We start from the raw sequence: 25,172 nt of genomic DNA, 5'->3' as shown, positions 1-25,172 counted from the left end.
TGTGGATGTACCGTTTATTTTATTTTGTTGATATGCAGCATGTATTCACCGCGATGGAGCGGATTCAGCTGCCTCCGTTGATTGACGGGGATCGGCGATGCAGCGGCGATGTATCCGCCTGGCTTTACCGACATCACACCTTCTCCCCCTGTGAGCCCGTGCAGCTCGGTTTTTAAGATGTCGGCATTTCGCACCGGAATCGTTCCGGTGACATACACGCTGCCGTGATCGAACTTCGGTTCTTCAAACGTCCCGTCCAGCGCCGTGATCCGAAACAGCACTTTGCTGATGCTCGATTCGGGAAGGCTGATCTGCAGCGCGCTGACCGGTTCGTACACCTGGGTCCCCGCTCTTTCCAGCGCTTTCATCAGAACAAGCGGTGTCAGCAGGCGGAAATCCTTTGCCGTGGATACGGGACTGCTGTAACCGCTGCGGGTCAGGGTAACCGTGATATCGGTAACGCCCCACCCGTACAGGCCTTCCTGGAGGACCTCCATTACGGTTTCCCGGATCGCCTTTTGAAACGACAGCGGAAGCGATCCCAGTTCAACCTCCAGGCGGTATACCAGACCGGAATCTACAGTCCCCGGCTCAACGCGGAAGCCGACCGTCGCCCAGAACGGGTTGTCCGGCTCGCCCATGCTTTCCGCCGCCTCCCCGGAAGATACCGGCTTTTCGATGCAGATCACTTGCGGTGCCGAGAAAGCAGCCTCAATCGCATACCTCTCCCTCAGCGTTTCGAGCAGCACTTCCTGCTGCACCTTGCCGAAGACATGGATGATATTTTCGTGGGTATGAGAGTCGTATACATACTGCAGAAACGGGTCTTCCACAGTCAGTTCCCTCAGCGCCTGATGAAGCGGGTGACCGTCTTCCGGCCGGACCGCAGATACCTTCACTTGAATCGGGGGCTTCTGAAAACGAAATACCTTCATGCTCTCCGACACGCAGCCGATCACGTCCCCTACCTTCACCTGCTCGCTGCCAAAAATAGCGATATCCCCGGCATCAACATGCTGAACCGGTTTCCTTTCGCCATCCTTCAGCCCGTACAGCTGCTTGATTTTTATCCGTTCCGACAGGCCATCCTGCGCGATGACCGTCACATCAGCCCGGGCCTGCAGCTGTCCGCCAAACAATCGGACAAAAACGAGCCGTTCCCCGCCCGCCTGGACAACCACTTTGAAGACCAATCCTGATAACGGCAGAGCGGACAGCGCATGCGATGGTTGGACAGGAAAATAACGGTCCAGCCCGGAGAGCAGCTCCCGAACCCCCAAACCTCTCGCCGCCGATCCGGCAAACAGCGGAAACGCAAGTCCCTGCCGGCTTTGTCTGCCCAGCTCCTGCCTCAGCCGGTCTTCGGTAATAACTTCATTATTTGCGAAATCATCCATCAGCGCTTCGCTGCCCAGAGCCAGCACTTCGATCCAGCCGGATTCTCCGGAATCCGCCGGAACCACTTGAACAGACTCGGTTCCCTCTTGCTGGGCAACTGACACCTCACATATGCGTTCATCCAGCAGCTTGCGGATTAAGTCCCGCACCCGAATGAAATCCGCACCCAGCCGATCGATTTTATTAATAAAGAAAATAACCGGGATTCCGTGCTCTTTGAGTGTCTGCATCAGCACCCGCGTCTGTGCCTGCACTCCCTCAACCGCGGATACGACCAGAATCACGCCGTCCAGAACGCCAAGGGAATGTTCGACTTCGGAGATGAAGTCCGCATGCCCCGGCGTATCGATGACGTTCACCTTCAGATCGCCCAGCATAAACGACACGGCTGCCGCTTTGATGGTGATCCCCCTTCTCCGTTCCATGTCCAAAGAATCGGTGATCGTACTGCCTTGGTCGACCGACCCCGCCTCCTCGATTACCCCTGCCTGATACAGAATTTGCTCCGTCAAAGTCGTTTTGCCGGCGTCAACATGGGCCAAAACTCCAATATTTATCGTATCGTTCATATCGCTCTAACCTCACAGGTTTCATTAGATTGGATCCTTTCGGTTTCGTGTCGATATAGCGTTGCCGCATGCGTACCGCCTCCTGTATAATTTGTAAACTTATTGTATCCCTGTTCCGGACATCCGGAACGGGTATAAAATGCTTATAGCTAAAAAATATCCAGCCCCGCATTTTAAATAGCGCCAAAAAAAGACCGCTCCCGTCAGACCGGTAACCGGCTTGATGGGGCGATCCCAAAAAACTTTCAGCGATTCAGCGATATTATATTTTGAACGAGATGGATATATCCTCGACTTTTCGGGACCAGATCATATGATGCTGCCCTTCTCCCCAGTAGTTGTCCAGCACATAGTCCGCCTCGCCAAATTTCCGGGTCCAGATCAGCTGGGCGTTCCGATACCCGCTGTCCAGGCAGAATTGTGAGATGCCTCTTGCCTGCAGAGTGAGCAGCATGGTGCTCCAGAGCGTGCTGCCGATACCCAGGCCGTGGAGCTCAGGGTGCACTAGAACGGTCCCGACTTCGATCACATCTCTCAGCGCATGGCCGGTGGATTCATCGATCAGGGAGCTGGAAGGTCCATACTCGATCGTTCCGGCGATCTTGCCTTCCATCCATGCGATGAGAAAATAACGCTGGCGGCCTTGCGATTCCAAATCCTGACTGAGGTAATCATGCTTAGAGGCGATTTCATGCTCGATATCATCGTGCAGGTCGGCTATGCCTTCCTTCTCAAACGTATCCGTGATCACCAGCCTAAAAAACGTATGTATTGCCTCGACATCCGCTGCCTTTGGTCTTCTGATCTCCAATTTCCCCATATGCCAACCCCCAAATCGGCTTCAGTATTCTATTAATATATCATGAAAGGGATACCGGATGGATGCAAAAAACCGCCCGGAAGGATCCGGACGATTCATTGCACTGCGCTTGTGCCGCGATAACCGTTAGGAGACGACGAACTGAACGACGAGGGGAGTTCCTCCGTCCAGTGCATCACCTCCTGGAATGGTGATGGCGGTCGTCGTGACCGAGGACGTGTCCGCCGTCTGGAGCATTCCGTTGATAAAAAGATTGTAATATTTATACGCTCCAGGAAAAGCTGTGGCCGCCGTGCCTGCATCATTCGTAAATGCCGTAGCGGCCACGGTGAACGCAGCCCCTGTTCCGGTCCCCGAACCGATCGTGGACGTATACCGCAGGCTGTTCTGGTATGGTGTTACAATAGGCATCCTTGCTCACCTCCCTTCTCTATCAATAGATGCGATAGGATCAGAGAAGTGAGGGCAAGTCTAGAAAAATGGATGAAAACAGCGGTAGATTCATAGCCGGCTTTAGCGCGCCTATTGTCTTCGCAGCATCTCAGGCGATTAACGCATTTTGGGTTATTTCAATTTACACCTGCAAAGCGTATTTTTCACGGGCAAGGCGCGTAGCTTCAACCATGTTCCGGAGCGAGGCTACGGTCTCTCCGATTCCCCGGGTTTTGAGTCCGCAGTCCGGGTTGATCCAGAAGAGCTTCGGATCCAGCACCCGCAGAGCCCGGTCGATCATCCGCGTCATCTCCTCTACGTCGGGAACGCGGGGACTATGAATGTCATAGACGCCGAGGCCGATACCCAGCGGGTAAGTATTCTCTTCGAAGCTCTGAATAAGCTCACCGTGGCTCCGCGAAGTTTCAATGGAGATGACGTCCGCGTCCATGGCAATGATCGAATCGATCATGTCATGGAATTCGCAATAGCACATATGGGTATGGATTTGCGTCGAATTCTGCACCGTGCACGTTGTCAGCCGGAACGCCTTCACCGCCCATTCGAGATAGCCTTTCTGGTCCTTTTCCTTCAGTGGGAGCCCTTCACGAACGGCCGGCTCATCCACCTGGATCATGCCAATCCCCGCACTCTCCAGCGCCTCGACCTCTTGCCGTAATGCATAAGCCAATTGGTAGGCGATTTGCTCGCGGCTGATATCATCACGGACGAATGACCAGTTCATTATGGTGATCGGCCCGGTGAGCATGCCCTTGACCGGCAGTTTCGTCTTGGATTGGGCATACGCGGTCTCCTTGACCGTCATCGGGTTCTCCCAAGCGACATCGCCGAAAATAATCGGCGGTTTGACGCAGCGGGAGCCGTAGGATTGAACCCAGCCGTTCTGTGTAAAGGCAAATCCCGCCAGCTTTTCCCCGAAAAATTCGACCATGTCCGTCCGTTCAAATTCGCCGTGAACGAGCACATCAAGTCCGATTTCCTCCTGCAGCTGAATCCAGAGGTCGATTTGTTCCCGGATAAAATTCGTGTACTGCTCGGCGTTCCATTCGCCTTTGCGCCACAGCTGGCGTGCCTTGCGCACCTCCGCTGACTGCGGGAAGCTGCCGATAGTCGTCGTTGGCAGAATAGGCAGCTGCCATCGTTCCTGCTGCACGTCGAGGCGCTTCGCAAAAGCAGCCTCACGCTGCGCAGGCTCCGCGCTGACAGCGGCCACCGCCTGCTGGATATCGGTGCGGTTACGTTCGACGGAACGTTTGAGCGCGGTTACCGCCGCTTCACTCTTTTCCAGCTCAGCAGAAATCACCGATACTCCGGATTGAACGGCCTTGCCCAGCAGCACGATTTCTTCCAGCTTCTCATCGGCGAAAGCCAGCGCACCCAGAAGTTCGGGCTGAAGCTTCGTTTCTGCCTGAACCGTGACTGGTACGTGCAGCAGGCTGCAGGAAGACTGGATCACCAGCCGTTCAGACGGTACGATCGCCGCGATCTCGTTCAGCAGATCGAGCTTTTCGCGCAGGGATGCTTTCCAAATGCCGCGTCCATCGATGACACCCGCTCCAAGCACTTTATCCTGCGGGAAACCGAAGTCACGGATGGATTGCCGGTTCCCTCCGCCTCCGTGGACCAAATCCAGCCCGATTCCGTCGACCGGCAGCTGTGTAACCTCTTGATAGCGTTCCACTGCTTCAAAATAGGTCTGCAGCATGATTTTGACGCCTGGCGCTGCAGCTTTGAGCGTTTGGTAAATCTTCTGCAGCCGGCTGACGTCTGCATCGCTTAGCTTCGTTACGAGGATCGGCTCATCCACCTGCACCCAATTGACGCCTTCCTGTTCCAGCTCCTTCAGGACCTGCGCGTACAGCGGCAGCAGCCGATCAAGCCAGGCGTCCGTTTCCGATTCGATATACCCTTTGGACAGCTTCAGGAAAGTGAGCGGTCCGACGATGACCGGTTTTCCTTCGATGCCAAGCTTGTCCTTGGCTTCACGATAAGCCGCAAGCGGTTTGTTCTCGGTAAGGATCGGCGTGATGCCGCCCAGTTCCGGCACGATGTAATGGTAGTTCGTATTAAACCATTTGGTCATTTCGCAGGCAGTGGCGTCTTTGTTTCCTCTTGCCATCGCGAAGTAGACGGATACGGGAACGGGCCCGCCGTTGTATTCAAAACGATCCGGAATAATTCCGAACATAGCTGCCGTGTCCAACACATGATCATAATAGCTGAAATCGTTGACCGGGATCAGATCGATTCCTTTGTCCCGCTGTTTGCTCAGATGATTCAAACGAATGTCCTGCAGCTGCGCGTGCAGCTCCGATTCTTCGATTTTACCGGACCAAAACGCCTCCAGCACCTTCTTCCATTCCCGGTTTGCGCCGATGCGCGGATATCCCAAACTGCTGCTGTATGCCATCTTCGTTACCCCTTTGCAAATTGTTACCAAAAAGATAACACGTGACGTCTTCTGCCGTATAACTGGAAATAACTATATCTAGTTATAGCCGCAAGCTATAACGACCGCTCTTGTTCTAACAAAAATAAGCTCCACAGGCGGCTTGTTTACCCGCAGCTGCAGAGCTTTATCCATACTTTATTTAACGGACAGCAGACTGTCCGATATGAACTTCAGCTGAGCTTCCAATGATACCGGATCGTTGTACGTGTCCGCCTTCGGATTCAACTGAAATACATGACCTGCTTTAACCGCGGGCAAGCTTTTCCATACCGGGTTGTCATAGACGATATTCGGGTCGCTTGTGTCTCCTGACCACGGACAAGTGAAAATGATATCTCCGGCGAATTCCGGGAGCTTCTCCATAGAGATGGTAGCCCAGCCGGTCCCGCTGTCAATCGCTTCCTTCTGTGCTTCCGGCGGCGCCTTCAAGCCGAATTCGTCATATATGATTTCTCCGCCGCGGCCGAAGTTATGTCCAAACACGTACAGCCCTTTGGCATAAGGGTTCAGGATGGATACCGTTTTGCTGCCTACCACTTCCTGAATCTTGGGCTTCAGTTCATTGATCTTGTTTTCCCATTGCTCGACCCAAGCCTTCGCTTCTGCTTCTTTACCGGTCAGTTTTCCGAAGTCGAGCATCTGATCCTTGTAATTCTTTTTACCGTATTCAATAGCGACAACCGGGGCAATCTGCTCCAGCTGATCGATTCCGTCCGTCCCGGTATAGGTGATGATCAGATCCGGTTTCAGCGACAAAATTTTCTCGGGCGATGGCTCGCTGCCGACGCTTTCGACGCCGTCCAGCATGCCCTCGAAATACGGATTCTCCATGGCGCCTTCCAACACGCCGACCGGCTTGACGCCTAACGCCAGGAAGTAGCCTGTATAGAAATTCGTCAAATCGACGATCCGCTGCGGATGCTCGGGTACCTGGACATCGCCGTTACCCGCATGGAACGTAACCGTTTTACCCGTTCCGGAGGACTCATTCCCCCCGGCTTGGGATGAAGACGTGTCGGACGATGATCCTGCTGAAGCAGTTCCAGCGGCCTCTCCTCCGCTTCCCGACGTCCCTGACCCTCCATTAGATCCGTTCCCGCCGCAGGCCGCCAGCAGCAGAGTTATTCCCAACACACAGACCATCAGTGTGTATGGTCTTATAAATTTAAACAAATGAATCCACCCCTATGTATTTGATATTGAGAATCATTATCAATATAGCATGACACTTTGGAGTTGGCAATTCATTTTTTAAGTAATCTGTTTTAGAGTGACTAGTTCGATGCTTCTTTGTCCAATCTGCCTTTCGTTTGTATCCCCCTTCGTTCGGAAAGAACCAGTCCGGCGACGGTTAACAACGCGCCCCAGACCGCAGCCGCTGTGATCTCCTCGTGGAGGATCAAGGCCGCCGCTGCCACGGTGATGACCGGCACGAGATAAATATATACACTGGTCTGCACGGGCCCAAGTACACCAACGCTCCAGTTCCAGGTGACAAAGCATACCGCGGATGCGCCCAGCCCAAGAAACAGCAGATTGGCTATATTGGTGCCATCGGACAAACGCTCGAGGTTACCGGGCAGACCCTCAGTAAGCAATACCGGAAGCATAAACAAAAGCCCATAGAAAAAGATCCGCCGCGTACAATCAATGGTGTGATACCCCAGCCGGCTTATTTTGCGCGTGAGGATCGAATAGATTCCCCAAAACACGCATGCCAGTGCTGCCAGGGAGTCCCCGATCGGATTCAGCTTCAGCACAGTGCTTCCTTGCAGCGTCAGCAGGACCACTCCGCTCATGGCCACCACGAAGCCCACGAAAAACAGCCCATCCAGCCTCCCCTCTTTTAAGATAAGCCTGGACGTTACAGCGGTGACAAAAGGGGCAACTGAAACGATGATGCCGACGTTGGAGGCTAGCGTATAGGTTAACGCCACATTTTCCAGCAAAAAATATAAGGTTACCCCGCAAAGGCCCGCCCCCGCAAACAGCAGCTCTTCCCGGATCCGCCGGAATGGAATCATTCGGGGATGAACGGAGAGCAGTGCCACATATCCGATTGCGAAACGCAGCAGCAAAATGTCGAAGGGTTCAAAATCGTCCAGAAGCACTTTGGTCGATATGAACGTCGTCCCCCAAATCAGAATCGTCAATACAGCGGTCATATGGCCAGCGTTCCGGCTTTCAGACAGCTTCATACGCCTTTGGCCCCCTTAGTTGGCAGGACAGGCTCCATCTGCCGTTCATTCCCGAAAATTCGCATATACTGGCGCGGCGTTAGCCCGATAAACCGCTTGAAAAAGTTGCTGAAATGGCTTTGATCGCTGAACCCGGTCAGCAGTGCCGTATCAGCCGGAGGCGTTCCCTGTTCCAGCAGTTTCTTGGCGTGTCCGATCCGCACCGTCTCCAGGTAACTGTATGGCGATATGCCCCGTTCCCGGGTAAATGAGCGTAAAAAGTGGTACTTGCTGAGCCCTGCCAAAGCGCTTAAGTCATCCAGTGAAATGGCCCCTGCGAAGTTCGTCTCCATGTAATCACACACGTCCTGAAAGCCCGTTTCCCCCTCATAAGCCTCGCAGGCCGAGACATCCGTATATTCATGAATCAGCTGTCCCATCAGCAAAAAGAACTGTTCTTCCTTGATAAAATCAGACTCTCCCTCACAGATCATGGCATGAAGCTCCCTCAGTGAAGGAGCAAGCTCGCTCTGGAACAGAACGGTTTGCGCAAACGCCGGCAAATAGCTTCGGCCCGTTATCTCCTGCGCGATTTCCATCATCCGCTGAGACTGGATATTTATGCAGCGGTAATCCAGGGCACGGCCGTCCACTTGCTCGCAGGCATGAACATCACGCGGATTAAAAATGATGATATCGCCAGGATTGATAATATATTCCCGCTGCCAGCATTCCAAATAGCGCTGCCCGCCTTCTATAAATCCGATCACGTAATAGTCGTGAAAATGAGGGGGGAATTTCTGTTTGACACCCACAAATCGGTATGCCTCGACCTGCAGGCTGGCGTCATAATAAACGGTTCGAATTTCGTCTGGCATGCCGTCACCTCCTTCTTGGTTTCTCTATAAAGGTAACCGATGGTTCACCCGCAAGGATTGCATAATATTGCTCTAGGTTCGAGCCAAGCCTGAACGCCATGGCGAAGCAATACGATCAAAAGGAAAAAGCCCGCCAACATCCAGATTGGCGAGCTTCGTATCCCTTTCTATATGGTCCGAGGTCGGCCGAACTAAATGCTGGAATGCTTTTACCAGACGGCAACGCCCCCGTCGGTCCGGGGGTCGGTTCCTCCGCACAGCACCCCAGTATCCGGATCTCTCCAGATGACCTGCCCCCGCCCAAACGAGCCGAAGTCGTGTGCAACCTGAACGTCATGTCCCATACGCTGGAGACGTCTGACCATATGCATCGGAAAGTGAGGCTCGACCGTCACCGTCTTGCCCTTTACCCACTGCCATCTAGGGGCATCGAGAGCTGCCTGCGGATGAAGGCCGTAATCAATCAGGTTCATCGCCACCTGAACATGTCCCTGCGGCTGCATATACCCGCCCATCACGCCAAAAGGCCCCACCGGCTGTTCTCCTTTGGTGATAAAACCCGGGATGATCGTGTGGTACGTCCGTTTTCCCGGCACCAGGCGGTTGGCATGATCCTCCTCCAGCGAAAATTCCAGCCCGCGGTTTTGCAGGGCGATCCCCGTACCAGGAACGACGATCCCTGATCCGAAGCCGGTATAGTTGCTCTGAATAAAAGAAACCATGTTGCCTTCTCCATCTGCCGCCGCCAAGTACACCGTTCCGCTTGCGCGCGGCTCACCTGCCGCCGGAACCATCGCTTCACCGCCGATCAGCCCTCTTCGCAGCTCCCCGTACCCTTCCGTCAATAATTCATGAGGATCGACGGACATATGCGCAGCATCCGTTATGTAACGGGCACCGTCTGCAAACGCCAGCTTCATCGCCTCGATCTGACGGTGATATGATTCGGCCGATTCCTGGGACGCCGCCGGAAATCCCTTTAAAATATTGAGGGCAATCAAGGCAATCAAGCCTTGCCCGTTCGGAGGGATTTCCCAAATGTCGTAGCCGCGGTACGGTACCGACATCGGCTTCACCCACTCCGGCTTGAAGGCAGCCAGATCTTCTTCGCTCAAAAAACCGCCGGATTGGGAAATATATCCGGCAATCCGCTCGGCCAGCTCCCCGCGGTAGAACGCTTCCGCTTCCGTCGAGCCGATCAGGCGGAGCGTCCGCGCATGGTCGGGCGAGCGCCACATCTCGCCGGCCGCAGGCGGCCTGCCCCCCGGCGCAAACACGCTCAGCCACGGCGCAAATTCCTCGCCTTCGAGCGTGCTGTAGCGCCGGAAGGCGGCGTGCCAGTTGGCTGCGGCCGTTGGCGATACCGGGTAGCCATCCTCCGCGTAGCGGATGGCCGGCTCCAGCGACTCGGCCAGCGACAGCCGGCCGAACTTGCGCGATAGCTCCGCCCAGGCCGCCGGCGTGCCCGGCACGGTCACCGGAATCGCGCCGTAGCGCGGCATCTCGTGATGCCCCAGCGCTTTCACCGCCTCGATCGAGATCGAGGCCGGCGCCGGGCCGCTGCTGTTCAGCCCGTGCAGCTGGCCTTTCGTCCATACGAGGGCAAAGGCGTCACCGCCGATTCCGTTCGAGCACGGCTCCACTACCGTCAGCGCCGCAGCCGTAGCGATCGCCGCATCGACGGCGTTGCCCCCGCGCTTCAGAATGTCCAAGCCTGCCGATGAGGCAAGCGCCTGCGAAGTGGCCACCATGCCTTTATTCGCGTAAACCGGCAGCCGGTAAGAAGGATACGGATGATATAGAGGATCAAAGGACATGAATGCTTCAGCCTCCTGATTTCTTCGGTTTTGCCGGTAAACATATCATCCGGTTTTTAAACTGTCAATCATCTTTTCATATGCCACGTGCAGGATTCTGGCGGCGGGACTGCTGTTCTTACTCCCTATTTTCAGTCATATACTGAACCAGAAGAATGAACCAGAACCTTGCGGATCTACGGACCGCAGCGGCTCCGACTCTTATCAGAAGCGATTCTGATCAGGGTCTTTTTTCATCCCTGCGCATTCAAAAATTTGAAGGAGTGATCGAGAATGAATATGCTGACCAGATTTCTCCTCTATTTCGGCAAAGGCCTGCTGATCGCGGTCATCGCCGTTCCATTCCTGCTGTTCGTCATTATCGGCAGTTATGAAGACACGACGGCCATTGATGAATTTATGTCCCGCTTTTTTTAGGTAAACCTGCAGGCATTTGGGTCTGCCTTACAAGCTTGGATTCCCAATCCATGCCGATCAGAACCATGCCGGCAATGACAAGCAAGCCCCCTGCCCACTGCGGCCATCCGGCCTGTTCGTGCAGCAGCCACACGGAGAGTGTCAGGGAGGTGAACGGCATCATGCCCGAAAAGGCGGCCGCGGTCGAAGCTTTGCAGCGCCGGATGCCGGCATACCAGCAAATAAACGCCAGGGCGGTCACCACAGGACCATACCAGACAAGAGCCAGCCACCCTTGCCATCCCATTCCGGAGAGAGCCGCTAAAGGCTGTTCCGCCAAACAGGGGACCAGGCTGATCAGCCATGCCATCGCGGAGACGAGCGTCGTCTGCACGACAGGATGTATAACTTCGTGTTTCCCGCTGCTTTGGACTGCCGCTGCGCGGGACAGAACGTTGAACAGCGACTCGCAGCCGGCGGCACCCAAAACCAGCATGTTTCCAACCATATGTTCATTGCTGAAACGGCTTTCCGGCATAAACATGCCCTGGATCAGCAATATGCCGCAAACCGTGCCAGCGACGCCTAAAAAATGGGCGGCTTTCATCTTTTCGCGCAGGAACAGCACGGCCAACAATACCGTAATCGCGGGGGTCGCGCCGGTTAATATACCGGCCTCCACCGAGCTTGTACGGGTGAGACCGTAAAGCAAAAACATGCGGAACAGCAGGACGCCGAACATCGCCTGGCAGAACAGCAGCAGCCACTGCCTGGGGGACAGGGTCCGGATCGTTCTCAGCAGCTGCCCCATACAGAACGGCAGCAGGCAAACCAGCGAGAACAAAAGGCCCATGGAAGTAATCGTAAAACTTCCAAGCTTACCGTTTACAAACGAAGCCGCCACGACAGAGGTGCCAGCAAGCCCAAATGCGCATAGCAGATACACATATCCTTTGATTTGTTCCATTTTCAGCATCATCCCCGGTTCAGTAGTTTCATTTCCAAAAGGCTGTTACAATCATAGTGGAACAAACTGGTACGGAAAAGGACCAGTTCATCCCGAAATGATACCAACCAGTTGGAGGATGCCATGTGGGGAATCGAGTTGGACCGGAGCTTGGACATTTCATTGAAACGTCAGATTTATCAGAGGTTGAGGGATCAAATGATAAACGGGATTCTGAAGGAGGGCTCGCCCCTCCCTTCAACCCGTGAATTGGCCCAGACGCTGGCCGTGTCACGGAATACCGTGAATGAAGCATATGACATGCTGATCGCCGAAGGGTACGCGGAAAGCCGGCAGGGCGCGCCTACCCGGGTTGTTGGAGGGTTAATTCTGGATCAAGCGAAGCAGAGCGCATTCCAGCTGCATCAAGTAGCGATCCCTGTTCCTTCCTTTCGGGCGGACTTCAAAACGGGCCAGCCGGATCTGCGCCAGTTTCCGCGTTACGCTTGGCAGCGGGTATTCCAGAAGGCCTTGGGCGAAATGCCGGTGGAGCTTCTGGGATATGGCGGCCCTCAAGGCCTGGTACAGCTGCGCGAAGAGATTGCCGCCTGGCTATTGCGCAGCAAAGGACTGACCGTTGACGCCGGTGATATTTATATTACCGCAGGCGCCACGCAGGCGCTTCACTTGGTTGCCGACCTGCTCCATGCGGACCATCCGGAAATGTTGGCCGAGGATCCCTGTAATATTGAGATGATCCAGACTTTTATTCAAAAAGGATACACGGTGACGCCGGTTCCCGTCGATGCCCATGGGATTCAGACTGATGCCTTATCCCTGGATCACCGCGGGCCGATATACGTTACACCGTCGCATCAATTTCCTCTTGGGGGTATTTTGCCTGCAGCAAGGCGAGCCGAGCTGATCCGCTTTGCGCGCCGCTGCGGCAGCTACGTCATTGAGGACGACTATGACAGCGAATACAGATATTACGGGGAACCGGCAGCACCTCTGTATGCGATGGCCCCGGACCGCGTCATTTATATCGGCACGTTCAGCAAAGTTCTGTTTCCTGCGCTCCGGATCGGGTATGTTCTTGTTCCCCGCGAGCTGCAAAGCCGCTGGAGAAGGCTGCGCACCTATACGGACGTGCAAAATCCGCCATTTGAACAAGCGGCGCTGGCCGAGTTTTTGCGTACCCGCAAATTCGACCGGCATATCGCAAGGATGAAGAAGCTGTACAGAGAAAGGCGCCAGGCTCTCCTCGATGCGCTGGCGGACTGTTTTGGAGAGCAATGGCGTCCATGGGGCGATGCGGCAGGGCTGCATTTGGCCGTTGAGTTTGCCGGTATGGCCTTCGATGATTCGTTTCGGGATCATGCACGCCGGAGCGGGATACGCACGGTCCCCGTGGAACATCACTGCATCCGGAAAGGAAGGCATACCGACAAGCTGCTGCTTGGCTACGGTCATCTGGAACCCGGTGAAATCCGCTATAGCGTTCAATATCTTCAGCAGTTTGCAGCGGAGTATTTTAAGGAACATGCCCGTCATCGTTAGAGCTGCAATAAATCATCATACGTGAGGACATTCGATGTCATTCGCTCAAACGAGCCGTGTTCCAGCATATCGCCTCCGATCCGGTGGAGCATCGATATCACGGCGCGGAAAGGGCCGGAGCCGGTGCTGATCCGTTCAATCCCCAGCGACTGCAGCTCATGAAGGGACGGCATGCCGTCGCCGGCCAGCAGGTTGACCGGACCGCCGATTTCTTTCCGGAGGATGCGGATCGCAGCAATATCTGTAACGCCTGGCACAAAGACGCCGTCGGCCCCTGCTTCTCTGTAAGCCTTAGTTCGTTTAAGCGTTTCCTCCAGCATGTCCGCCGACGTTCCCTTTTGAATCCAATAAGGATCCGTCCGGGCATTAATAAACACCGGGATGCCCAACCGGTTTATGGACTGTCGGATGGCGGCTATTTTCTGCCGTTGCTCGGAGATATCATACAGCCCGTCTTGGGGATTCATCATGCTGTCTTCCAGGTTGATCCCTATTGCGCCTGATTCGATCACTTGTCTAACCGAATTCGCGACTTCTTCCGGCGTCGATCCATACCCGTCTTCCATATCTACGGTAACCGGGATGCTCACGGCCTGAACGATCTCCCGGACCGCGGCTAACATCGTGTCAAAAGGTATGCTCCGGTCCGTGTAACCATGGGCGGCGGCAATGCCTGCGCTGGTCGTGCCTACGGCCTTGAATCCGCACTGCTCGAAGACCTTGGCGCTTGCCGCATCCCAAGCGTTGGGCAAAAGGAAGGTCTGCGTATGAAGCTCTTTGAAATCGATTGCTTTGCGGATGTGCTGCTCAATATCCACCATTCACCCATCCTTTCTTCTTTGACTATTTTATCAACCTGACTCCATGATAAACCGGTAACCCTTTGATCATCATCGAAATATGGAATGCATTAACCGGAAGGCCTTCACTACATAACGAAGACCTCTATCCGCCGCTCTGTGCGGAAAGATAGAGGTCAGAATCAGTTCAACGGCTTTCCCCTTGCATACTGCTCCATCCGTTGTTCCAGTATAGACTGCTTCTCCAAGATATCCGAAAGCAATTCGTATAGCATGTCATTGGTGACTTCCAATTTCTTCAGACTACGCTTGCTTCTCCCTTCATGGCGGACTTGAATCTCTTCCGACTTGACCCGAAGCGGGTCCTTTGGGATGTGAAAATGGGTCTTTGAAGACACTGCCTTCTTAGCCGGCATCGGTAACCACCACCTTCAGCTCTACATTTCGGTCCAATCCGTGTGTTTTCAAGACGAACGCGCCGGGCTCTTCACTGGTAACGGTAATGTTAACCACACCTTTTTCCGCTTTCACAGGCTGCCGCACTCCGTTCAGCTCCACCTGGATCACTTCATTGTAATTGTCCAGTACGTTGCCCTCCCAATCAGCCACAATGATCCGGGCAGTCAGGGTATCATCGCCTGTAGCCACAATGGCAGATTTATCCGCTTCGATCCGCGCAAAGGTTCCTTGGAACTTACCTTCAACGAAGCGGGTAAACAGGAGACGCCGATCTTGATATTGCTCGAAGGTAATCGGGATCATAAGCGGAGAATCCACAACGCCGGCCAATTCGCTGACCGCAAACACCTTGCCTTCCCCATCCAATTCCGCGTAATAATTAGGCAAATTCGATCACCTCCCAGGAAATTTCCGCATATGCCTCGTAAAATCCGTCCATGAAATTAAATTTGACCTTGTTGTTTCCCACAAGGGTTGCACATACCGAGCCGTCCATCATCGGCGAGGTTTGAAACCAATGCGACAAGCCGGATGTGGTGATGTTAACAAAGCTTTTTTGCGGATTAACTGCCGTGATGGTCACTTCTTTAACCAATGAGCCGTTTCCATTCGGATAGAAAAAAGAAATATTCGTCGTTCCGCGCTGTACGCTTTTAATTCCCACGCCCTTCCACCCCGATCCGTCATGAAATTTCAATATACCGTTTTCGACCTTAAAATCGGGACTGCTCTCCGGACAAGCCCTGCTGAGCACACCGAAACCGGCGATGATCGTATTGCCCGAGCTGTCTGGAGCGGTCACCGTTAACCGGACATAAGAACCGGCTGCCGCTTGATCAAAGGGATGATACCTTGGGAATTCGTCCGTTACGCTGCGCGAATAGGTGTAAACCTTTCTCCAATTGGTGTTGTCGCTGCTGGTTTCGATATAGAAGCTGACGGGATCCGCGTTCCAACCCTTTTCAAAAGAAACGCCTTCGATATCCGAATATTCGTCGCCCAGCATCACTGTCATGGATTGAGGAAACTTGTTATAGGCTGAATATAAAGCCCAAAAATGTTCGCCTGATTGGAAATACGGTACCGTCGGCAGCCCGCTGAGCTGTCCTGAAGTAACCGTAACCGGCTTGTATTTGGCAGCATTTCCGCTGATCCGGCCGGACTTCAGATGCCTGCGGCACAATGTGTAGCGTGCCACTTTGTCTCCAGTGACAGCTGTGGATGCGATCTTATCACCTGTAACAGCGCCACCGGCGATGCCTTCGCTGCCGATGCGCGGCGCATCCCCTGCTTTTCCCGTATGCCGGTGCCCGCCTGTTCCGTGAAACAGCGCATCGGTCGCTTCAATATTTTCATTTTGCGCGATCCTCCTGACCGTATCCGAAGGCTCGAACGTTCGCAGTCCGCTTGGCAGTTGTGCCATGTCTACTCCCCCTTACATTTCAAAGCTTCCGTCCTGAATGATCCGGCTTCCAGACCTCCAGTTCGTCCCATGTCATTCCAAGCGCTTCAAGCTCCTCCCAGGATAAATCCGCGGCATCCAGTTCCTCCCACCTCAAGTAGGTGAACTGGAAGTTCAGGTGCAGATGCGCCGGGACGATCTCCCGCAACGCCTTCCGGACGTCATTCAAATTCGGCGGCACGCCGCGCTTGCCAATAAAGGTGACGACAACTTCATAACGTCCGAAGTTTTCCTGAATGTCGACTTCTCCGTTTTCAAACGAATCGACGACGCTGCGAATCACAGCCAGCGTGACCGTTCCGGCACCGCGCAGCTTCGTCTTGATCACGGAGCGCCGTTGGTCGTCGGGTTTGCCCGGCGTTTGAGGAATGCCGCAAATGTTCTCCCATGTTTCGAGCCCCCATGTCGCCGTATCGATAAAAAACTGTTTGAGGACGTCTTGAATGCCTTCATGCAGGCGGTTCAACTCATCCGCTTCACGCCTCGTCAGATTACCGACGATCCGGGAATCCGAATAATATTTGGGGAAATACTCGAGCATATCCGATGAAATGTTACGTAACAACGAAATTCACCGTCCCTGCCACAGCAACCTGCTCCTCGGCGAGCTCCAGATTCCCGGAAGTTCCGTTGATTGCTAGCTGGCTGAAATCCAATACTTCTTCAACGTCCAGCAGCAAACCAAACACCCGGTTATATGGAACCAGCGTTTGGTGAAAAGCAAGACCCGCCAGAAATGCCGCCAGCTGCCGCTGAAATTTGGTTCTTACGTCTTCAAGCACCGCACCCGGCATCAGCTTGATCGCCGCCGACACATCAATCCTTACCTCCACCGCAGGGGACACCGTGACTTGAGCCCCAACCGGACGCCGTTCTTCCACGGCCGCACGCACACGCTCGATAATGGTGGGGACTGGGGCCCGTTTGTCGTCGGACAAAACGGACAGTTTGACCGTCCCGCCCCCGTTCCATACCGGGAATACTTTGACGTCACCCACGCCTGGAACTTCGAGAGCCCATTCCCGATAATGCCACGCATTTCCGCTCGTCGCCGGCCTTCTGACCCGGTCGAAATACCGTCCAAGAAGCGATTCGTCCGACTCCGTGTCAGCTCCATTGACGAAAGGCAGAGGATTGGTCACCGTCAGGACGCCGGATAAATTGCCACGTACTAACGTAATTCGGCCTGCAGCCACATTCCCACTCCTGCCTCCCACGGCCGCGGCCGCTTTCACGACAGCGCTCCCCTGCTTGATGGTCGCCTCATCGACCGTGACGAACACTACCGGATCCTCGTCTTCCGTTGAGACGGCGGTTCCCCGTGGAATCACGATATGGTCGTCACCCTTAAAGCGAAGCTCGCCTTCCGCCTTCACGCTCGGCCGGCGAGCCAGGCCAAATTCGGCAGCCCGGAGATCCAGAAACTCGGAGGGCTGCTGCGGGCCGGCAAAGCCAAACTTCAGCACATTGTCGAGTTCAATATAGGCATGCGCCAGCTCGATGGCCGCTGGCGACAGCAGGTCATACGTTACCGAACCTTGGCGCTTGTCGAGATCGGCAGGCGAAGCATCCAGCATCCGCTGCAAGATGGCCCCTTTCGTCTGCTGTTCATACATATCAGATCGTCACCTCCTGTTCTAAGATCCCTTCGCTGGTCCGTACGGTAAATGTCACAAACAATCGGTCACCGTCACGCACGATGGCAAACTGCTCCACCGTTGTGACACGGTCATCCGCTAAAATCGCCTCGGTAATTACTCTCGTAATTTCGCTCTTCAGCAGCTGATGGGAAATATCCTGGCCCAGCAAACTTTCAAGCTCGCAGCCATACTGACTGTCGTAAATAAGATATCGGTACCTTGCCGTGAGAATGGCCTTCCGGATCCATTGTCGAAGCGCCTCCTGCCCGTCGATGATCCGCCCGCCGACCTCTCCTGTATCAAAATTAAGGCTATAAGTCCGCGACGGTGCAGAGAGATGCTTCACTTCAACAAATCGCTCCTCGCGGTTGCGCAATGGTGATAGTGCCATCAGTACATCACCGCCCGGTCTAAAATAATATAAATTTGTCCTTGCTGTATCCCTGCCACGACCACGCGGTCGCCTTCCTCCAGTTCGTCGATAAATTCCAGCTCGGCTTCCTCGGTGGAGAAATCGGCAGAAGACACATTTATTCCGGTAAACGATATTTTGCCTTGGCCCACAAACACAGCGCCAGGATCGAAGTTGAAAGGAGGCACCTCCGGATTCAGGTTCGTTGCAGAAACTTTCGTCTTGCCTTCACTCTTCAGATTCACTTTTCGCTTATACTTGGTTAGGGACTGGGCCACGATGAGATCATCTTTTTCCAGCTCGACATTCATGTGGTCGACTTTGATTTTGAGCTCGGGAGGCGCAGCCGTCACGGTCGCAAGTTCAATGGACATATCGGAATTGTATCCGATCGCACGAATCAGCTGCACAAGCTGGCTGGCTCCCGATCCTTCGATTCGTTCCATCGTTTAGCCTCCCTTCGCTTCCTTGTATTCCATCTTGGGGATGTCGTCAGTCGCCGACAACGTGAGTGACATCGTATGGTTGCCCCGTTCGAACCGATGATCGTCCGCAGACACGTAATAACCTCCCAGGATGCCGGTGACGGTTTCCTTTACGTATACGCAGGAACCCGAAATTACCTCAGGGATACCCAGACAATCGATCCGGGCCTGGTCCTCAATGGTGCCCAAATCGGCAAGGAGCTGCTTCGCCCGCTGCTCCATTTGGGATTTGGTCATGCTTTGTTCGGGCTTTTCCAAGTGCTGCATGACACCGAACCTCCGTATTAGTTCCCCATCCTTGGCTGCAGCCGATATTTCTTTTTTGGCTGCATCCCCTCCAACCACTTTAATTTGGGTCTTAGTCTCTTCGATGGATTGGGAATAACTCGCGTCCAGCACATTTACCCCGTTTTCCAGCACCCATTTGACCGGCTGCTCTTTACGGGCAAGCAGCTGGAGTTTGCCCTCCCGTGATGTCAGATGATACCACTCCCCGTTTTGTTTCTGGGACTCGGTTAGCGACATGACCATCATCTCAAACAAAGTTTTGTCGCGGAACACGAGCTTAGGGATTACATAACCGGTATCCTGGATTTCACCGATTGAAATTGAAAATTCGCCGCACAGTTTCTTGATCACAGAGGAAGCGGTCATGTTCCGAAATATTTTGGTGTCCTTGCTTTTGGTCAGGTAAATGTTCTCATCATACGCTGTCAGCGTCATCTGTCCTTTAGAATTGAGCTGATCCGCAAACAGCACACCCCGGAACAATTCCAGCTTCTCATCCCAGATCAGGCGAAGCTCGCCGCCCTTCTTGTAGGTCATGTATATCTCCCGCTGATCACCGGTGTTGGACAACTCCACAACCAGCTTGCGGGCAGCCTGCTTAATATCGCCGGACCAGCTGACCGATTTGACGATCGGGTCCAAATGCACGTTCTGTTGGTCATCTTGGTACTCCACGCTCCAGCTCATGATGGAATCACCAGCTTCTGGCCTGGGACAATCCGGTTTGGATTTTTTCCTATTACCGTTTCATTTGCCGCATAAATCTCTCTCCACCGATCCCCGTTTCCCAGCGTTCTTTGGGATATTTTCCACAGGGTATCGCCGGGAACAACAACGTACGCTGCGGGTCTGACTCTGGCATCTGGACGCTGTTCTCCTGAAATGATCGTTGCTTGACCCGAACCGGTGGTTTCAACCTGACGGAACCGGACTTCGGCATACTCTTTTAACTCCAGCTCGTAAAAGACGTCCCCTGGATTACCTGCTCGTTCCGTGTATTGGAATGAACGAATGGTAACCAGCCCTTTGATTTTCGTCCCCGTTATATCCAGCCGTACAGGGCGCCGGCTTTTGATCCATTTCTCGATCATCTCCACCGTTTCCCAGGGATCGTGGATATCTTCGTACTCGCAGAACCCAGGGTGGTAATCGCGTGGAAAGAAGGAGGCTAGCGAATATTCTTTAAGCAGCGCCTCACCGATGACCGTATATTCCCCCAGCTGCGTGACCTGGACATCCTCATAACCATGCGAGGTTTTGACCGATATTTGCTCAGGATTTACAGGCAGCTGCAGCCATTCCGTCTCATCCATCGTTTTCAGCCAAAATTCCAATGATGCCATTACGCCATCAAACCTCCTGCTGCTTTGATTTCCCTGGCAAGTGCCCGCGCAATCGCATCGATGTCCGACTCTTGGCGAACATGAAAAGTGTTGCCTGTGATAGATATCGGCCCGCTTACGGCAGATCCGCCGGTGAATTCGCGGTTTTCGCTGGCCGTCATAATTCGTTCCCCTTTATGAAGCCTAGCGATCATCCCGTCATATGGCACATAATCCATACCATGATAATGTCCAGGAATAGGTCCGCCGTTTGCGGTGATCTGCCCTGCGCTTTTCCGGTTTACATCGATGGAGACTTTTTTCTCCTCATCTCCAAAACCAAAAAACGACCCGATGGCATTGGATACTTTTGTGACGGACTCCATGATCGCATCCATATGGTATTTGAACAGGTACGCTAGCCCCGCGACGGCAGCGCCGACGAGCAGAACCGTAGCGATGATCGGTAAGAACGGCGCGACTAATGCCCACCCAGCCACTGCCGAAGCCCACAATGCAGGGGCGAACACGCCGAGAAGCAGAGCTGCCATCGAACCGATGGTGGCCAGCACGATGTCCGAATCTCTGGCAAGTACTTCGATCACGGAAGCCATCGCTTCACCAAATGGAAGAAGTGCCTCCCCAAGCGGGGCCAGGGCAATCGTAATCCGGTTCTGAAGCTGATCCCATTGATCTCCGAACGTTTTCACCTGACCGGATTGCTGTTGGATGGCTCCATTGGCCGAATTCATTGCGGCAATAACGCCTGCAAACTCTACTTGCCCGCCCCGGAGGGCTGTTACCAGATCAGAACCGGCCTTTTCGCCGAAATATTTGGTGGCGATGCTAGCCGCATCCGCCGCCGTCGCGGCATCCTTGATGTCGCTCGCGATCTTCGCGATCCCGCCGCTGGGGAGATCTTTCTTCAAAGCGTCCTGTATGGGCGTGAGCCCTTGGGCCTGCCACTGGGTGAGAAGAGCCATCGACTGGCCAAATCCGAGGCCCATCGTCTTGAGCGGTGCACCGATCTGGGTCATGTTTTTCAACAAATCTCCCATCCCTACACCACTTGCCCGGCTGGCTGCGTAGAACTGGTCCATCATAAAGGTTCCTTCATTCGCCTTCTTGCCCCAAACATCCATCACTTTCGCGGCCGATTCCGCCGCTTCCCCACTGCCCGCTCCGGCTAACCTGGAGGCGTCAAGCACCGCTTTGGACATGGCCTCCAGCTGAGAGCCCGACATTTTCGCCTTTCCGCTGAGGGTTCCCATCACTTTTGCGACCTCGTTCAGGTTCTGCGGCACCTGACCACCGACTTTCTTCAGCGATTCCGTCAGTCCCTGGATTTGACCGGGCCCCGCACCTGAGGAAGCGCGCAGCGTGCCCATGGCGGTACTGAACACCTTAGCCGCTTCGAAAGATTTGTCTTTTAGAGCACCGAGCATGCTGCTGGCTGTACCCGTGACCGTAGAGAGCATCTTCATCTGCTTCTCTGAATCCTGGATCGGGCTTGATCCGACGATCTTCTGCAGCCGCTTGATCCCTTTCTTCTTCGGAATCGGCGTGCCGTACAAATAATTCGCCCTTTCCGCGGCGGCATCTTCATCCGCTTCCTTCTGATCGGCTGCTGCTTTCATGGCTTTTACTTTGCTCCAGACCGCAGCAAACGGTTTGGCTGCCGTCCTGGCACCAACCGAGATTCCCTTGGACACTCCCTGGCCAATTTTCGAGAATGCCCCGGAAATTCCGCTGTAGATCGTCGATGCCGCTCCGGAGACCCCTTTCGTCACCGTCGTGACCGCGTCGCCAGCTGCCATTTTGACGGCAAACAGCTGCCTCGTGACCTGAGCGCTCAAGTCGCCTGCCTTCCACATTTCCTCGCTCATTTGGGCGATTCCGTTAAACTGCTCCAGGCTGATCGTCGTCGTCTGCAGCTGTTTCATCATTTTGTTATATTGCTTGAGGCTGTTCATGCTTTTACCCGAAATCTGAACGCCGCCTCCGCTGTTGTTCGAAGACGAAGCCAATCGTCCCCACCTCCCCGCTTACCGTATATACCGGTCAAAGGTCCTACGGTGTTTTCCTGCGGGCAGCCCTTGCTTCTTCCCGCCGTATCTTCTCCTCTTCCTCGAGCTGCAGCATCATGGAAGCATACATAAACCGCTTCGTCCCTTCGTCCTTGTTAAATACCTCGTCAGGCGGAAGATGATGCCGCTGAAAGATCAGATGCAGCAGAAAAGCCTCGCCGCCCGCCTTAATCAGTTTTTTATTTCATCTTCATCACTGTCAAAACCGCTGATCTCCAGAATTTCGGAGGACAGCTTTGCAATCTCGCCGGCCAGCAGTACTCCCAAAATCGCTTCCGTTGGCGACCCGTATTTGTCGATAAGCTCTCTGGCGCTCCAGTCCGGAATCAGACAGGCCCGTTGAATCACAAGGGCGCCGAACTGTTCCTCGTCGAGTACTTTTTCCCGTTTTGCTCCTTTGCCGGTATAATGCGTGCACTGTTCCTGGATTTTATGAATCGTTTTCCCGTCCAGCGCCTGGATTTGGAAGTCCACCCCAAGCCTTTTCATCGGGATGTCACGCTTAGGCTTGCTGTCCGCGCTGAGCAGCGCCTGCAGCACGCTGATTTGTCGGTTATCCGTTATCGTCACGGTTCATACATCTCCTTTATATATCGTTGTATATGTTTCCGCAGCGGGTGAAGCCGAGAGCCCTGCGGCGTGTAGATGGCCCGCCTTCTTCGCCAGGTCCCTTCCGGCTTCGTGTCTCCACCGCATTCCGAGCAGGTTTTACTCAGCCGTTATTTTGTCAAGAAGCTCATAGCCTGTGAAATTAAAGGGAAGCTCCTCCTCCACAATGGCTCCGACTTCAAAATGCATCAGCGGAATTTTATCGAATGTTACGCCTTTGAGCCGAACTCGGTATGCTCCATACGATTCGGGATCCTCCAGCTTAAGGATCAGCTCGGTAATGAACGTGCCTTGGCTGTCATCGGCGATCTTGCCGATCCGTTCGACGAACTCGGAAGTCACCTTGTAACCGGAAATGGTGCCTGTTCCGCTAAGTCCGGTCACCTTGTGCGCCGTCCAGCGGGTTCCTGCCCTTTTAATCTCTTCTTTCGTAATTTCGACGTTTGCCTCGGCTGATTTGATGTTGGTCAGCCAGGTTCCATCATGGTACACATATCCGTAAGTCCCGTTAATCACGCGGGTCGAATCCAGCACAATAATCCCTCCCAGGTCAATTTAAGCATTTATCGATGTCTACACCTTAATCGTTAAGAAAATCCGCTCCATACTATCAATTTCCGTAAATCCGATCAGAAGAAAAACGCTGTCTCCTTCGGAATGGCGGTCCGGATCCAGGGTGACGACAATATCGGTCAGCACATTGTTCAGTTCCAGACGCTCCAGATAGGCTTTCACGGCAGAGATCAGTGCAGCCTGACCGTCCGCATTGTTATCGAGCCTGCCAATATAAGCCTCGGCCGCTGCTTTTGGAATATCGGTCGAGATCGCCTGGCGTGCGCGCATGGCCCTGATTTTTTTCTTGCCTGTCACGAGCCCCTGTTCAACTTTCACTTTCTCCCCGTCATGGACAAGAACCAGCGATCCCTTCTGCAGCGATGCATTGATTTCGCTGTTTTTAAGGCGTTTGACGACATCCGTCGCTATGACCGGCGTATATGTTATCGATTTGTTGATGCCTGTTCCGGCGATCAGTCCGGCAATGTATGGGGCATAGCGGGCCGAGCTGTACGCCGTTCCGCCAATCTCAACGCCTGTAATCAAGTTCACCGCGTATTCGTCGGCGAGGTCCGTACTGCGCTTGTTCCCTACTGCCGGATCCAGATCATCTTCGAGTGACCCTCCGAACACGGTCATAAAATGCTTTCCTTCGTCTTCCCGGTTATCCTTGCACCACAGCTGGGCTGCTTTGCGCTCTTCGGCAGGAACTTCATCCGGATACACAAACACGTTAAACGGCCGTGATCCGAAGACGTCCCGAATGGATGTGTATACAGCCGGCGTGACGTTCCCCTCTACCGGAGGCACCGTATATACCAATACTTCTTTGGCACCGCCCTGCAAAATCAGCCGGATTGGGCCCACCGCTTCCGCACCGAACAGCTGAATGGCTTCAGCCTCTTTCTCAATCGTGTAAAATTTACCCGCTTCGGCTCCTGCATATTGGAACAGCGGAAGGGCGACCGTTCCGCGAGCCCCGCCTTTGATTTGCGCGGCAGCCGCCTCCACAAAGTTAATGTACAGCCCCGGCCTTACCGGTAAACTGATCGGATCCCATGCTCCACCCATTTTCTACATGCCACCTTCCTATAAATTGTTTGTGCGTACCTCGATACGTCTTACTTTCTCAAACATCGGGCCGGCCACAGATTCCCGTGACTGGATTTGTATCGTTCCAGGGCATCGAAACACCCCGTTATCCAGCTTTTCGGGCGCGGTCAGCGTCATCGTGTCGATTCTAAACTGGGATGGCCCAGCTTCCGGGGGAGCAGCCGGATATTCATTCATCAAAAACCGGCTTAAGACTTCCATTGCCTGTACCGCCTGCTCCGCATCACGGCCAACCCCCTGGATCACATACTCCCGGTCGACCAACGTGTGATCCCGGTTCACCGCTTTCCTCGTTTCCTGTTTGAACAGAACGGTAAAATCGCCCGGCGATGCTGCGGCAGGCTCCTGATACCGGTGGATCCCCGCTCCCGGAAATTTGGCCAAAATCAGTTCCGACATCCGGTTGATACTCTCGCTTACCGACACACAATTTCACCTCTTCCGAACCGTACCAGGCATGCAGCATAGCGCCTG

At 54.1% G+C, this 25,172-nt stretch carries 26 protein-coding genes; 2 read left to right on the top strand and 24 right to left on the bottom strand.

Annotation, left to right across the window (positions count from 1 at the left end; translation table 11 throughout):
- Positions 1-14 precede the first annotated feature (14 nt).
- From IAE55_RS01950 to IAE55_RS01915, 8 genes are all read right to left on the bottom strand, one after another.
- Complete coding sequence (locus IAE55_RS01950; protein WP_200630778.1) at positions 15-1,967, bottom strand: elongation factor G; 1,953 nt, start codon at positions 1,965-1,967, stop codon at positions 15-17.
- A gap of 262 nt (positions 1,968-2,229) precedes the next feature.
- A complete protein-coding gene (locus tag IAE55_RS01945) occupies positions 2,230-2,787 on the bottom strand; it encodes a GNAT family N-acetyltransferase (RefSeq protein WP_200630777.1) in 558 nt (185 codons plus the stop codon).
- A gap of 126 nt (positions 2,788-2,913) precedes the next feature.
- On the bottom strand, positions 2,914-3,198 hold the full coding sequence (locus IAE55_RS01940) for a DUF4183 domain-containing protein (RefSeq protein ID WP_076166384.1): 285 nt from the start codon (positions 3,196-3,198) through the stop codon (positions 2,914-2,916).
- A 163-nt stretch (positions 3,199-3,361) separates the two neighbouring features.
- The gene (metE, locus tag IAE55_RS01935) at positions 3,362-5,650 is read right to left on the bottom strand and encodes a 5-methyltetrahydropteroyltriglutamate--homocysteine S-methyltransferase (protein WP_200630776.1); all 2,289 of its coding nucleotides are present in this window, start codon (positions 5,648-5,650) and stop codon (positions 3,362-3,364) included.
- 177 nt (positions 5,651-5,827) lie between these two features.
- Positions 5,828-6,865 (bottom strand): iron-hydroxamate ABC transporter substrate-binding protein, encoded by a 1,038-nt coding sequence (locus IAE55_RS01930; RefSeq protein ID WP_234489238.1) that lies wholly within the window; start codon positions 6,863-6,865, stop codon positions 5,828-5,830.
- 101 nt (positions 6,866-6,966) lie between these two features.
- Positions 6,967-7,890: a DMT family transporter gene (locus tag IAE55_RS01925; RefSeq protein WP_200630775.1), complete on the bottom strand. Its 924-nt coding sequence runs from the start codon at positions 7,888-7,890 to the stop codon at positions 6,967-6,969.
- Positions 7,887-8,747: a helix-turn-helix domain-containing protein gene (locus IAE55_RS01920; RefSeq protein ID WP_200630774.1), complete on the bottom strand. Its 861-nt coding sequence runs from the start codon at positions 8,745-8,747 to the stop codon at positions 7,887-7,889. The genes IAE55_RS01925 and IAE55_RS01920 overlap by 4 nt, the downstream gene beginning before the upstream one ends.
- A 209-nt stretch (positions 8,748-8,956) precedes the next feature.
- Positions 8,957-10,564: a gamma-glutamyltransferase family protein gene (locus IAE55_RS01915; protein ID WP_200630773.1), complete on the bottom strand. Its 1,608-nt coding sequence runs from the start codon at positions 10,562-10,564 to the stop codon at positions 8,957-8,959.
- 273 nt (positions 10,565-10,837) lie between these two features.
- Between IAE55_RS01915 and IAE55_RS01910 the strand changes: the two genes are divergently transcribed.
- The gene (locus IAE55_RS01910) at positions 10,838-10,981 is read left to right on the top strand and encodes a hypothetical protein (protein ID WP_163873822.1); all 144 of its coding nucleotides are present in this window, start codon (positions 10,838-10,840) and stop codon (positions 10,979-10,981) included.
- On the opposite strand, the gene IAE55_RS01905 is transcribed toward IAE55_RS01910, so the two are convergent.
- A complete protein-coding gene (locus IAE55_RS01905; protein ID WP_200630772.1) occupies positions 10,962-11,927 on the bottom strand; it encodes a DMT family transporter in 966 nt (321 codons plus the stop codon). The two genes, IAE55_RS01910 and IAE55_RS01905, sit on opposite strands and share 20 nt — an antisense overlap.
- A gap of 123 nt (positions 11,928-12,050) precedes the next feature.
- On the opposite strand from IAE55_RS01905, the gene pdxR reads away from it, so the two are divergent.
- On the top strand, positions 12,051-13,466 hold the full coding sequence (gene pdxR, locus IAE55_RS01900; RefSeq protein WP_200630771.1) for a MocR-like pyridoxine biosynthesis transcription factor PdxR: 1,416 nt from the start codon (positions 12,051-12,053) through the stop codon (positions 13,464-13,466).
- On the opposite strand, the gene IAE55_RS01895 is transcribed toward pdxR, so the two are convergent.
- The 15 genes from IAE55_RS01895 to IAE55_RS01825 form a co-directional block, all read right to left on the bottom strand.
- The gene (locus IAE55_RS01895) at positions 13,463-14,287 is read right to left on the bottom strand and encodes an isocitrate lyase/PEP mutase family protein (RefSeq protein ID WP_200630770.1); all 825 of its coding nucleotides are present in this window, start codon (positions 14,285-14,287) and stop codon (positions 13,463-13,465) included. The genes pdxR and IAE55_RS01895 overlap by 4 nt on opposite strands.
- A gap of 161 nt (positions 14,288-14,448) precedes the next feature.
- Entirely contained in the window at positions 14,449-14,682 is a 234-nt protein-coding gene (locus IAE55_RS01890) for a hypothetical protein (protein ID WP_105443182.1), read from the bottom strand.
- Positions 14,672-15,112, bottom strand: a complete 441-nt coding sequence (locus tag IAE55_RS01885) for a hypothetical protein (protein ID WP_145157198.1) — start codon at positions 15,110-15,112, stop codon at positions 14,672-14,674. The genes IAE55_RS01890 and IAE55_RS01885 overlap by 11 nt, the downstream gene beginning before the upstream one ends.
- Positions 15,105-16,148 carry a discoidin domain-containing protein gene (locus IAE55_RS01880; RefSeq protein ID WP_145157197.1) on the bottom strand — a complete coding sequence of 348 codons (1,044 nt, stop codon included), beginning with the start codon at positions 16,146-16,148 and terminating at the stop codon, positions 15,105-15,107. The genes IAE55_RS01885 and IAE55_RS01880 overlap by 8 nt, the downstream gene beginning before the upstream one ends.
- Positions 16,149-16,167: 19 nt before the next feature.
- Positions 16,168-16,752: a putative phage tail protein gene (locus IAE55_RS01875; protein WP_234489236.1), complete on the bottom strand. Its 585-nt coding sequence runs from the start codon at positions 16,750-16,752 to the stop codon at positions 16,168-16,170.
- Positions 16,742-17,803: a baseplate J/gp47 family protein gene (locus IAE55_RS01870; RefSeq protein ID WP_145157196.1), complete on the bottom strand. Its 1,062-nt coding sequence runs from the start codon at positions 17,801-17,803 to the stop codon at positions 16,742-16,744. Before IAE55_RS01870 ends, IAE55_RS01875 begins: the two co-directional genes overlap by 11 nt.
- A gap of 1 nt (position 17,804) precedes the next feature.
- Complete coding sequence (locus IAE55_RS01865) at positions 17,805-18,218, bottom strand: DUF2634 domain-containing protein (RefSeq protein ID WP_105443186.1); 414 nt, start codon at positions 18,216-18,218, stop codon at positions 17,805-17,807.
- Positions 18,218-18,685 carry a DUF2577 family protein gene (locus IAE55_RS01860; RefSeq protein WP_105443187.1) on the bottom strand — a complete coding sequence of 156 codons (468 nt, stop codon included), beginning with the start codon at positions 18,683-18,685 and terminating at the stop codon, positions 18,218-18,220. The genes IAE55_RS01865 and IAE55_RS01860 overlap by 1 nt, the downstream gene beginning before the upstream one ends.
- 3 nt (positions 18,686-18,688) lie before the next feature.
- Positions 18,689-19,699: an XkdQ/YqbQ family protein gene (locus IAE55_RS01855; protein WP_105443188.1), complete on the bottom strand. Its 1,011-nt coding sequence runs from the start codon at positions 19,697-19,699 to the stop codon at positions 18,689-18,691.
- The gene (locus IAE55_RS01850; protein WP_105443189.1) at positions 19,696-20,355 is read right to left on the bottom strand and encodes a LysM peptidoglycan-binding domain-containing protein; all 660 of its coding nucleotides are present in this window, start codon (positions 20,353-20,355) and stop codon (positions 19,696-19,698) included. Before IAE55_RS01850 ends, IAE55_RS01855 begins: the two co-directional genes overlap by 4 nt.
- The gene (locus IAE55_RS01845) at positions 20,355-22,361 is read right to left on the bottom strand and encodes a phage tail tape measure protein (protein ID WP_145157195.1); all 2,007 of its coding nucleotides are present in this window, start codon (positions 22,359-22,361) and stop codon (positions 20,355-20,357) included. The genes IAE55_RS01850 and IAE55_RS01845 overlap by 1 nt, the downstream gene beginning before the upstream one ends.
- Positions 22,362-22,592: 231 nt before the next feature.
- Positions 22,593-22,991 (bottom strand): phage tail assembly chaperone, encoded by a 399-nt coding sequence (locus IAE55_RS01840; protein ID WP_084203702.1) that lies wholly within the window; start codon positions 22,989-22,991, stop codon positions 22,593-22,595.
- A gap of 138 nt (positions 22,992-23,129) precedes the next feature.
- Positions 23,130-23,564, bottom strand: a complete 435-nt coding sequence (locus IAE55_RS01835; protein ID WP_306433663.1) for a phage tail tube protein — start codon at positions 23,562-23,564, stop codon at positions 23,130-23,132.
- Between the two features lie 39 nt (positions 23,565-23,603).
- The gene (locus IAE55_RS01830; protein ID WP_105443193.1) at positions 23,604-24,656 is read right to left on the bottom strand and encodes a phage tail sheath subtilisin-like domain-containing protein; all 1,053 of its coding nucleotides are present in this window, start codon (positions 24,654-24,656) and stop codon (positions 23,604-23,606) included.
- 18 nt (positions 24,657-24,674) lie between these two features.
- Positions 24,675-25,124, bottom strand: coding sequence for a hypothetical protein (locus tag IAE55_RS01825; RefSeq protein ID WP_145157194.1), 450 nt, complete (start codon positions 25,122-25,124; stop codon positions 24,675-24,677).
- Positions 25,125-25,172: the final 48 nt, after the last annotated feature.

The sequence above is a fragment of the Paenibacillus sp. S28 genome, from assembly GCF_016624415.1.
Classification (GTDB): domain Bacteria; phylum Bacillota; class Bacilli; order Paenibacillales; family Paenibacillaceae; genus Paenibacillus_AQ; species Paenibacillus_AQ favisporus.
Note: the sequence above shows the minus strand (reverse complement) of the source record. Positions and strands in the feature narration are given on the sequence as shown.